General features: G+C 57.1%; 8 protein-coding genes and 1 pseudogene. 2 read left to right on the forward strand and 7 right to left on the reverse strand.

Annotated features, from left to right (window positions below):
- Nucleotides 1–250: 250 nt before the first annotated feature.
- The 4 genes and pseudogenes from ACZ5IL_RS21490 to ACZ5IL_RS21505 all read right to left on the reverse strand — a co-directional run.
- On the reverse strand, nucleotides 251–1,249 hold the full coding sequence (locus ACZ5IL_RS21490) for a hypothetical protein (RefSeq protein WP_464594439.1): 999 nt from the start codon (nucleotides 1,247–1,249) through the stop codon (nucleotides 251–253).
- A gap of 745 nt (nucleotides 1,250–1,994) precedes the next feature.
- Nucleotides 1,995–2,984 (reverse strand): tyrosine-type recombinase/integrase, encoded by a 990-nt coding sequence (locus ACZ5IL_RS21495; RefSeq protein ID WP_464596958.1) that lies wholly within the window; start codon nucleotides 2,982–2,984, stop codon nucleotides 1,995–1,997.
- Between the two features lie 586 nt (nucleotides 2,985–3,570).
- On the reverse strand, nucleotides 3,571–3,696 hold the full coding sequence (locus ACZ5IL_RS21500) for a hypothetical protein (protein WP_464596988.1): 126 nt from the start codon (nucleotides 3,694–3,696) through the stop codon (nucleotides 3,571–3,573).
- Nucleotides 3,674–3,986: pseudogene (locus ACZ5IL_RS21505) on the reverse strand (transposase); the annotation flags it as partial. The pseudogene ACZ5IL_RS21505 and the gene ACZ5IL_RS21500, both read right to left, overlap by 23 nt.
- A 323-nt stretch (nucleotides 3,987–4,309) precedes the next feature.
- On the opposite strand from ACZ5IL_RS21505, the gene ACZ5IL_RS21510 reads away from it, so the two are divergent.
- Nucleotides 4,310–5,233, forward strand: coding sequence for a hypothetical protein (locus ACZ5IL_RS21510; RefSeq protein ID WP_464594440.1), 924 nt, complete (start codon nucleotides 4,310–4,312; stop codon nucleotides 5,231–5,233).
- A gap of 843 nt (nucleotides 5,234–6,076) precedes the next feature.
- On the opposite strand, the gene ACZ5IL_RS21515 is transcribed toward ACZ5IL_RS21510, so the two are convergent.
- The 3 genes from ACZ5IL_RS21515 to ACZ5IL_RS21525 all read right to left on the reverse strand — a co-directional run bounded on the left by ACZ5IL_RS21515 (nucleotide 6,077) and on the right by ACZ5IL_RS21525 (nucleotide 8,968).
- Nucleotides 6,077–7,168, reverse strand: coding sequence for an HD-GYP domain-containing protein (locus tag ACZ5IL_RS21515; protein WP_464594441.1), 1,092 nt, complete (start codon nucleotides 7,166–7,168; stop codon nucleotides 6,077–6,079).
- A 756-nt stretch (nucleotides 7,169–7,924) separates the two neighbouring features.
- Nucleotides 7,925–8,551, reverse strand: coding sequence for a polysaccharide biosynthesis/export family protein (locus ACZ5IL_RS21520; protein WP_464594442.1), 627 nt, complete (start codon nucleotides 8,549–8,551; stop codon nucleotides 7,925–7,927).
- Between the two features lie 102 nt (nucleotides 8,552–8,653).
- Nucleotides 8,654–8,968, reverse strand: a complete 315-nt coding sequence (locus ACZ5IL_RS21525; protein WP_079445286.1) for a hypothetical protein — start codon at nucleotides 8,966–8,968, stop codon at nucleotides 8,654–8,656.
- A 352-nt stretch (nucleotides 8,969–9,320) separates the two neighbouring features.
- On the opposite strand from ACZ5IL_RS21525, the gene rpsT reads away from it, so the two are divergent.
- Entirely contained in the window at nucleotides 9,321–9,587 is a 267-nt protein-coding gene (gene rpsT / locus ACZ5IL_RS21530) for a 30S ribosomal protein S20 (RefSeq protein WP_425909832.1), read from the forward strand.
- The last annotated feature ends 1,358 nt before the right edge of the window (nucleotides 9,588–10,945 follow it).

The raw sequence follows: 10,945 nt of genomic DNA on the forward strand, positions 1-10,945 counted from the left end.
GGACGACGGAGGAAGCCCTGGTTGAGTCTCCTGGTGAGTCCTCATTTCGGAGCTATGTCTCCGGGTGTAATCTTCATCGCCGCGGCACCGGGAGCGGAGCGACCCGGAAGCCGCAAGACAAAGATACAAGCCGCGAGGTCCCACTGTAACGCTTCCCAAACAACTCTCTTTCTTTCTTACTTAAGTTTATTAAATATATGGGAAGCGTTACATCTCCGGAGACAAGGACCTCCGGTCAGAGATACAACTATTAACAAGCAATTGAGGATTTCGCAGCCTCCGCGGCTGCTCTCTTCCTTACCCGGTGTTGATTGACACGTTCCCTACCCTTGATGCGCTTCCTGGCCAGGATTGGGTCGTCCCCACCAAAATGGCCAACAATGTGCATGGAAAGCGTGTCCGTCACGGACTTGCAGTGTCTGCTGAACACGCAGTTCTCACACGCAGATGCCGCTCCGTCGTAGGCGTGCAAGATCCCGAAGCAGCTTGGGCGCAGCTCATACATATCGACGGGAGTTGCGATGGCTATCGGTTGCGCCATATTCGCTGCCTCCTCGCGGGCCCTTTCAAACCTGGCCGGTCCAAACTCAAATAGTGCTCGCGCGGCCGGCAATACGTTGTCTTCCAGGCACGCCTTCACTATGGCGCCAATCCTCATATGCCGCGCACGAATCTGCTCAACTACCCAATCCTGGTGGGCGTGCTGTGCTGGTTGGCTTCGGAAGTTCTCTAGGTGGTAATGGGGGAGCTTCGAGGTCATGAATTCCACGTCGGAACAGTGTTCACGCCACGCGTCCATTACATGCTCTGCAAGGGCTTGCTTGTTTTTCTCGGCATAAAGCTGGTTGGGACGAGCCGGCCTCGTGTAACCCTTGCGGAGGAGAAACTCCAAGGCGTGATTGCAAAATAGGCCATAAGGAACTCCCAGTTCGTCCGCGAACTGGCGTGCCCTCCAGAAGGAGATGAATTCGGTTTGGCTGCTACGCCAATGTCCACCCCGTATCGCCAACTTGTGCGAGGCTTCCTCGGTCGAGAAATTTGTGCCCCATTTCTTCCGATAGGCGGCAACATAATTGCGGACAAACTCGTCAGTCGCGGTGAGCGGAGACATAAACCTGTAATCGAACCATTTTGTCCTCATGAGACCGCGCTCAGCGATTCCATCCTCCTTTGAGATCCGTCTCGCAATGGTCGCACACTTGTTGATGATAATACGGTTGGCTTTCTCTCGACAATTGGCCTCAGACATGCGCTTTCGTTCAGCCTGTAATGGCTGCTCCTCAATTTTCCAGATTCAGGTCGAGACTTAATATAGCGCTTCTGAGGAGGATTTACCGAGGTTCAGGTCAGTGCCCTTTGTGAACTCGTCGAAGACTTGGTAGATACATCAACTAGATGGGGTTGATTTTCGATGAGTAAGAAGCGAGACGCAGCCTATTACGAAGGACGCCTTAAGCGAGAATTTCCAGCAATCTACGCGGACTTGCGCTCTGGCAAGCTAAAGAGTGTCCGTCAAGCCGCTGCTAAAGCAGGGTTGATACATCTACCGGATCGCCTAACCGCGATGAAAAGAGACTGGAAGCTATCGTCCCCGCATCAGCGGTCAGAGTTTCTTAAATGGGTAAGATCAAGCGGTATCGGCGTCAGATCCCGCTCCGCGGGATCGATTGCTTATGCAAATGGTCGATTGACGCCGCGGGTAATAGCTTTCCTCAACGATTGGATACGGAAGGAACACGTAACGCCGGGGAAAATCATGAAACAAATGGGCTACAGTAACTTCGACTATCGCTTAGCACAGTCGCTAAAGGGCAAGGTCGGCCTACCGTCGGATGTCTTGGCCGCGCTGCGACAATGGCTAGCCAAACACGGGTTTTAGCTCTGCATGGCCCGTTGGGCATTGGCCAAGGCTAAGTGGAAAAAATCTCTGCCGACCCATTACGCATGGGATTGGATCCTTCAGATTGGTTCTAGGACTTCCATGTTTTCGGACGTTACCCCAGTCGTGATACCAAATCGACGGCTCGCAAGTGCGTGTATCTCGCCAGCATTTTAAGTTCCCGATGCCCACTGATCGCGGAGACTTCTGCGATGTTGAGTCCTTTCTCAAAAAGCCGGGAGATCGCTTCGTGGCGCAGGTCGTGAAAATGGAAGTCTGACATGCCGGCTCTGACGCGCAGATGCTCGAACGCCAGCCGCACAGAATTGCCGGTCATAGGAAACACACGCTCCTGCTTGACGCCGGCGGTGCGGAGTTCTTGCAGAGTGCGGACTGTACAACGCGATAGGGGAACGTCCCGGCTGTCCCCGTTCTTGGTCAGCGGCAGATGTGCAACGCCCCGCTTGAGGTCGACGTGCTCCCAGCGCAGGTCGAGCAGTTCGCCGCGCCGCATCCCGGTTTCGATAGCTATAATAATGAGTGGCTTGAGCAGCGGTGTCCGTCCGCGATCACAGGCATCGAGCAGGCGCCGCTCCTCACCCTCTTTCAGGCGCCGAGTGCGCCCACGTGGGACTGGTGGTCGTCGCACCAACTTGACTGGGTTGCGCGGGATCCAGAGCCCCCACTCGCGACTGGCGATTTCGATGGCATGGGAGATCGTATTGAGCTCCCGGACGACCGTCGCCGGCGCCACGGTTTTGAGACGGTCGTCGCGATAGGTCGCGACATCGGAGCTGGTGAGCTTGGCGAGCGTGCGGTGCGCTATGGGGCAACGCACAATCGAGTTGATCCGAGCTTTTTCGGACACGGCCCCGCGCTTGGTAGGCGTCACCTCAGCGCAGTATCGCGTCAACAGCTCACCCAGCGTCGTTCTTTCAGCAGCGCTTGTATCAGCGACCCAGCCAGTCCTGTCAGCTTCGGCTTCAAGATCGCGAGCCCAGCGTTCTGCATCAGAACGCTTATCGAAGGACTTGGCTCTGGCAGGAACGCCACGACGGCGCACCTGCGCCTGCCATCGACCTCGTAGTTTGCGGATTGTCGCCATTGTCTGCTGCACAAATCACTCGTGTTTACTGAGTGAAGGACACCAGCGACTCGGTGCCAAGAACAATCCCATAGCGGTGCTGAGATATCTGGCTGTGCCGCTTCTGTGCCTATTTCCAGCCACACCCCGAGCGATGGCTCGGAAAGACCTATCGGATCAATAGGGGACGAGCAGCGCTAGCGAATTGCCGAAGAGGACCGCGTTGCCGTGCAGAGGCAGAGCTCTTTTCTCGAGCCCAATTCGGCCCTGCACTCTCGTTGCCGTGCTCTTCGCGTTCGAGTGTGTGACTGGATCAGATGCCGGTGGACGGCTAACGTGGTGAACCTCACGTCGTCAATCGAAGATTCTTGAGAAAACAATTCTTGCTCGCTCTTGCGACAGTTCCCGAGCGCACCAAATAGCTGCGCGTGGGGGTCACCACCCTTTTGATTTCATCCCATAATCCAACACTTGATGGAACGGCCACCCCGTAAGGTAGCCGGTTGAAGGAGCATGCCTTGCCATACGAGATTGATATTCTACGCGCAGGTGAAAGCAATGGAGATGCCATTGTTGTGAAGTGGGGTGATACTAAAGACGGCGACTTCTACCTTAACGTCATCGACGACGGATCACTGATACCGGCGATCCGATCATCGAACACATCAAGCGCTATTAAGCCATGAATGCCGTTATCGCCAACGTCGTCCTGACGCACGTCGACAACGACCATGATGGGTGGCGTCGATCATTAACCGCTTCGGAGCGCCGCCCTTACGAGCCAATTCGGCAAATATCTTGTTGAACACACCAAGACGGCTCCAACGCACGAAGCGATTATAGACGGTCATGTGCGGACAATATTCATGCGGCGCGTCGCGCCAGCTGCAGACCCTTCCTGATGACGAAAATGATGCCGCTGATCACCCGTTGGTCATCAACCCTCGCAACCCCGTGTGACAAAGGAAAATACGATTCGATCCGGCGCATCTGCGCCTCGGTGAGCAGAAACAAATCGGACATTGCGGCGTCTCCCAGCAACGCCAATAAGTCTAAACACCTCTCTGCTAGAAAATTAATGGGTGCTGATCCCAGATGTCGCCACTGGCAGATCCTCTTGATCTGGATCAAATGCCACGGGCCGGAACGTGGCATCGGTTTGAACAGCGATCTCGGCGGCGGCCGATGCCGCGGCCCGAGAATCAAGGATATCCTAATGGCTATTGGCGCGACCAAGACGAAAAATTTCGCAGTGGGGACGCTGGCCGCTTTGGCTGCATCGGCAGCGTCCATCGGTATTGCTCGTGAGCCCGACTTCAAATTCGAATCAACACGAGGGAATTGCGATGAAACATTTGCGCCTTGCTAAACTCTCGTCGGCGCTGTTGGGATTAGCCTATTGGCTCGGCCCCGCGGGCGCCGATCCTTCGCTCGCGCAGGCGACGAAACCCGAGGTCATAAAGACCCAATATCAATACGCCGCCAAAGTCGTTTGCTCCTTGATGCTCCCGCACCAGGACGGAACGCTTGCGAAGGGCACGTATCGCACCATCGTCAACATGCACAATCCCGGCAATAAGCCGCTCACAATCGCCGCGAAAGTCGCGCTCTCCGCGGATTTCGGCTCCGATCCAGGCCCATTCAGCGTCACGCCGTTCAAGAAGGCCAAGCTGGCGCCGGACGGGGCCATGAAATTGAGTTGCTTCGACATTGCGAGTTACTTCTGCCCGATCAATGGCGTGTGCATCGATTTCGCTTTTCTAGAAGGCTTCGTGGTGATCAAGAGCCCCGAGCCGCTGGACGTGGTCTCCGTTTACTCCGCAAGGCACAGCGACGGCGAAGTGGAGACCATGGACGTCGATGCGGTCCAGCCGCGCCAGATACACGAAGCCGTGGAGATCGTTCCCGCCCAACCCAAGCCCGAGATCAAGGAACGCAAAGAATATCCGTCCAAGGAAAGCCCGGCTTATGGCAAAGATTATTCGAAGCAGATGTGCGGCGGCATCGCCAGCATTCCCTGTCCGAAAGACAAGAAGTGCGTGGACGATCCGTCGGATACGTGCGATCCCGCCAAGGGCGGTGCCGACTGCCCCGGCATTTGCGTGAGCGATTATTCGAAGCAGACGTGCGGCGGCATCGCCGGCATTCCCTGCCCGAAAGACAAGAAGTGCGTGGACGATCCGTCGGATACGTGCGATCCCGCCAAGGGCGGCGCCGACTGCCCCGGCATTTGCGTGAGCGAACCCGCACAAAAGCAATTGCGGCCCTGAGGCTTCGTCATAAATACTCCGAACGAGGGCGCGTTTTTCCGCGCCCTCGCGCGCTAGGCGACCAGCTTGAATACCACCTCACGCTATTCGTGATGATGGTCTCATCGATTCTGCCGACGCCCAACCGATGAGCGGGATCGCGTTTCGCAAACTCACATTGGCAGGACACGCTTCCTCGACACGGTTCGCTATCCGAAAATTTGGGCGAAGACGAAGAAGGGAGCAGAAGCGCCTGGAGGCTTCACCTTTGAATTGCCGAAGGACTGGCCAAGGGCTCGCCAAAAAGGCGATTGAGGGTAAGCGCACGAGGACATCCTTGGTCCCGCGACGCCGGAGGGGTTAAACTTTTTTCCGGTATCTGCTCGGCATCCAGAACTAGATAGAGCGTGTCGCCTCAGGGCGTCCTTTATCAATTGCTTATCTGCCGATGTGACTGGATCGTTCGAGACCGCCTCGGCTGGTCCCCGGGGTCGCTCAATCGTCGCCAACCCTCCACGTCGCCGATGTCGAGACCTCAGACCCTGCTTAGAAAGTCATTTCCATGCGAGCCGGATTATCACCGCTAAGCGTATAAGGTGGCCCAAGTGTGCCTTTTAGGTCGAAAACACGTCGGGGACGCGACAATAAGATCAGTTTAAAAGGGATTTGTTGCGACTCCGGTCCAGCTTCGGAGGGCAACGCTCTATCCAGCTGAGCTACGGGTGCAAGGCATTCCATTTAGCCGATTGACGCGAGGCGGGCAACGCCCAGACGCGCCGTCCTTCGAAAATCACCGTGGCTGCTCGGAGACTGCCCGGATATGGAGACTGTCCGGATGATGGGCACGCGCCCCGGCGCGACAGGTCAACAACCCAGCGCCACCGGACGAAACGCCTGCAGCAAATGCTGATCGAGCTTGCCGCCCATTTCTTCCATGGTCGCAAAGGATTTGGCGTGCGTGAAAGGAAGGCGATAGGCCCGCTTCTCGACCAACGCGGCATGAATGTCCACGATCGTGGTGAGGCGCACGATGTCGCTAATCTGATCGCCACGCAGGCCATCCGGATAGCCCGAGCCATCAAGCATCTCATGATGGTGCAGAACAACGTCGAGCATCTCGGACGGAAAGCCGCCCTGCCTCAGCAAGGCTTCGTAGCCAAGGCGCGCATGCCGACGAATTTCATTCTTCTCCTCGTTGTCGAGCTTGCCTGGCTTGTCGAGGATCGCGACGGGAATGAAGGCCTTACCCACATCATGGAGCAAGGCGGCGCGAGCAAGCCGGCGCTGATCTTCCTCGCGCATTCCGAGCTGCTGCGCGAAGGCGGCGGCGAAGCCTGTGACAAACAGACAGTGACGGTAGGTATGAGTATGGTGGCGGCCGACGGTGGCTAACCAGTCACGCAACGAGGAGAGCTTGATCGCCATCAAAATCTCTTGCTCCGCCTCCATGACATCGCTGAATGAGAGCGGAACGCCGGCTGGAAGATTCTCGAAGATCTTCACCAGCACAGCATGAGCTGCGGCAATACCGCGATTCAGAGCGTTGGCGTTCGCCGCCGCGCCACTATCGTTGTCGTCCGGAAATGCGGCACGGACACGCTGTAGAACGACTTGCGCATCCAACGGGCGCGATATGGTATCGGTGGCGCCGAGCGCCCACGCCTGCATCGATTCGTGATGAAGGGCCTCTGCAAGAACGAACAGCCGCGGCATCGATCGATAGGCCTCGGCGCAGAGCTTGCTGCGCACCTGCAGCACGCTTTCGGGGGAACGCAGATTGACATCGACGACGATGCCCGAAAATCGACCGTCCGGCCTGTCCGGGATCCCGGAAGTCAGTGTGGTATCAACGTCGGCTGCGCATTGCAGAATGGCCCACAGATCGCTGCTGCGGTCGGTCCGGTCGGACGCCAGAAGGAGGCGGCGCCTTGTGCGCGATCCGGTTGTGAGCGTCATCGGTCCTCATTGGTGTCAGCCCAACGCTTCGTCACTTTAGCCGATAAGTAGATTCGCGAAGATTAAAGGGTAGTGTTAACGCTGCGTAAGTTGCTCGCCGGGAATTCAACGGACCGGTGAGAATGATCACTAATCCTGCCAACACGCGTGGAGACAAAGCGCGAATGTGTTAGAACCCAGCATCAAAGCTTTTTCGCGAGTTGCGAGTCGCGAACTTCTGACGATTTCCATTTGTGCCAGCTAGGCGGCATCATGAAACAGCGGACATTGGTCTTTGGGTCGAGATGGGTCTTCGGGTCGACATGCCTTGTTGCATTTTTAACCGCATGGACCGCTCCGGGACACGCGCAGCCGACGGTCGTGGGGCCGACATCTTCCCCGCCATTCACGGCAACGCTTTCAAACAACATCCCATTGGCTATCGGTATGGATGAAATAACTGCCGCATATGCGCTCGGCGGGTCACTGAACTACATTGAAGGCCCTCCCGGCGACGAAGTATTTCTAGCGCTCCGAAACTTCAGCGCCAGCGGCTTCTTCAACCAAAAGCATAGACTCTATTTGCAGTTCCGCAGAGGGCGTCTCGTGGGCTGGAAGGGCGATTGGGGCCATAACTGGATGTGGCGATAACTGCGGCTATCGTCGAGAGGAAATAGCAATTGGCTTGCATCCCGCCGTAAGGTCAGATGTCGCGGCCCATCGATCTGGTCGGCGTGCGCCTCGCCTTCTTCGCCGGACATCTCAGGAGTAAGCGCCTCAGAACCAGCGTTCGTCGACGAGGACGGTGTCGCCGGGGCTGAGCGGCGCGGCGGTGGGGACGATGATGCGGACGGTTCCGCGGGCATCGGTGTGGGTGACGATGACGAGGTCGCGTCTGGCGCGGGGCGAGAAGCCGCCGGCGATGGCGACGGCGCTTTCGACCGTCATGTTGGGCACGAACGGATACTGGCCGGGAGCCGCCACCTCGCCGAGAATGAAGAACGGCCGGTAGGCCTCGACCTCGGCGGCGACGTAAGGCTGGCGGATGTAGCCGTTGCGCAGCCGTGCGGCGATGGCGGCGGACAGTTCAGCCGGCGTACGGCCGCGCGCGGTGACGGCGCCGATCAGCGGCATGGTGATGCTGCCGCCGGCACCGACCAGATAGGTATTGGTGAGGCCCTCCTGGCCGTAGACCACGATGCGCAGCCAGTCGCCGGCATCGAGACGGTAGGCGGGATCGTGCACAACGGGCGGCGGCGCGGACGCGGTCCGTCCTCCATAGGCCAGCGCATCGAGAGCGTTATGCGGACGAACCATCGCCGTCGGCTGCTGCATGCATCCCGACAACGCCAGCGCGGTTAGCGCAGCAACCAAAGATATTGGAAATGCGCGCGAGAGCCGCACCGGGGCCTGTTCCTTGTCACGAGATCACCCGATTCTGCACCCGCTATGGTTAACAGAAGGTAACCTCTTCTTCGTGGCGAGATTGGCACCGACGTCCGGCGATTATTCCCGTGAGTAGCCGATCAGGGGCGGTCGTGGCCGGAATAGCAGCATCAGAAGAATGCCCACACCCCCGAGCACTGCGAAGGCGGGCTGATTCAAAACCAGCTTGACGAGATCCCACATCCAGGGTGCCGAGGCTTCGATCTGCGTACGAACCGCTTGCTGGCTGGCTTGATGAATATCGTTCCAGAATTCGCCGAGTTTGGTCAGCCGCAGGGTCTGGTCGGCGATTGACCGAGCGCCATCATAAACCAGAAAAATGAAGCCGCCGGCCAGCAGCAGCAACCCGATGAAACGAAAAATCGCCCGGATCATGCCCGTACCAGCTCCTTGTCCGCAGTTACAGCTCGCCCCTTAGTCCTCAAAGGCACGAAATTCAACCTCGCCAGCGTCTCTTTCGAGTCCTTGCGAAGACCCTTCTTTGCCCACCCACCCGGACGCCGGACCTGCCGGGAGGCGTTGACGCTCGAAAACAGGGGCTCTATAAGACCGCTGATGGCGGTGGGGTAATCCTGCCGCCGCTGTTCTTTGAAAAAGGCCCCTCGCAAGTTTTGAGGACGGCATTTTCGAGAACACCGGAAAACACATTCAGGCTCATCCGCGCAATCGAATGACCGGCCACTGGCTGGCCTCTCGCGAGAGCACTGCCGAAGGATACTTCGAGACCATGGCCAATACGACATCCGCAAAGAAAGCGACACGCAAGATTGCCCGCCGGACCGCCATCAACAGGTCGCGGCGCACCCTGATGCGCGGCTCGGTCCGGATCGTCGAGGAAGCAATCGCGAAGGGCGATCGCGACGCTGCGATCCAGGCGATGAAGCGCGCAGAGCCGGAATTGATGCGGGCTGGCCAGCAAAACATCATTCATAAGAACAATGCGAGCCGCAAGGTTTCCCGGCTGACGCATCGAATCGCCAAGCTTGCAAAATGAACTGATCGAAGACGTTATTCGTTAGAATATCTCAAAGGGCCTGGCGAATCGCCAGGCCCTTTTTTGCGCGGACGTGCCAGAATCTTTTATTCACCAGATCAAGTGGTGAAAGAACACTTCAACACGTTACGCCGCATCGCCTTGCGACGACATCAGGCATCGATTGTCACGGCCATTCGATTCGCTCACGTTCCACGATGCGAATACGAGGCACGACGACAAACACCACGATCTGGTCGATTGGACCCATCACAATAGCCATCCGGTTGAGTTCGGCGGCCTACTCTCATTCAGGGTCGACGCTTTCGCACGACTCCCATTTCGATATTTCCATCCTGATATAACCGGAAACTTCGCAAGGGTTCAAATGACGGCCAAATGAGCGCACGGCTGACGCGGGTTACCCACAAAAACAGCCAGAAAAAAATGCGCCAAGCTAATCACTTATCTCCATAGTGTGACAGAACACTTCCAAAACGACCTCGCGCTTCGCCCCGCTTCATCCTTTCTTAAAATATTTTAGACAACGCGGCGGATTTGTAACACCTCACGAAGGAGATCGAATCCGCGCGCAGATTCAAACCGTTGCTGATTGGACGCGCTGGAGGTGGAGCAGGTCCCGTGTCCTCATTCGATTTGCGCGACGCAGCCGCGACGCGAAAGACGTTGCGAGAATCGAGGCGTGGTGTATTTCTCTGAGTGTTCGCGACACTCGCGGCTCTTCAGATAGTGCTGTTTAAGAGAGCCTTGGGTGGACGTGCATATCGGCGGCGATATTCACGTTAGTGACGCTTTCCATGTGATAGCGAATGGCAACTCATAGCAACATGAGAACGGATGTTCTGTGCCGAAATTTCTCGACTGAGACGTTTACGTCAAGCGTTTGCCAGCGAGGGAATACGCTTAGGCCATGCCGCATCTCCGCCACGGGGAGCGGGCGAGTTGACTTGGTGAGTTAGAGTGCGCGCGTAGCGATCCGACAATATGGCGTCGGGTTTCGCAGACTGAATTTGAAATTGATGTGAGAAAATGTCTCGGCGCGGTCCGTCGCAGCGAGGAGGGGGTTTATGTCAAACAAAAACAACGCCACCAGATTTCATTCATTGGATTATCTTACGGACGTTTTCACGAACACGACGACATTTTTGCGCGCGCTTAGTCAATCTTCGGGCGGACCCTCTAGCCGCTACTGACATCGCTTTCGCTCCGTTCTCAGCCATCTAAATCGCTCGCGGTGCTTTGCCGAACGATTGTTTATGGCCGAAACGAAGCGCCTCGAAGGATCACGGCGAATGCGTGGCCTTCCAGAGAAGCAGCCGCATCCGAACATCATCAAACCAGAAAAGTCGTCACGAGAA

It is taken from the genome of Nitrobacter sp. CN101 (assembly GCF_055390255.1).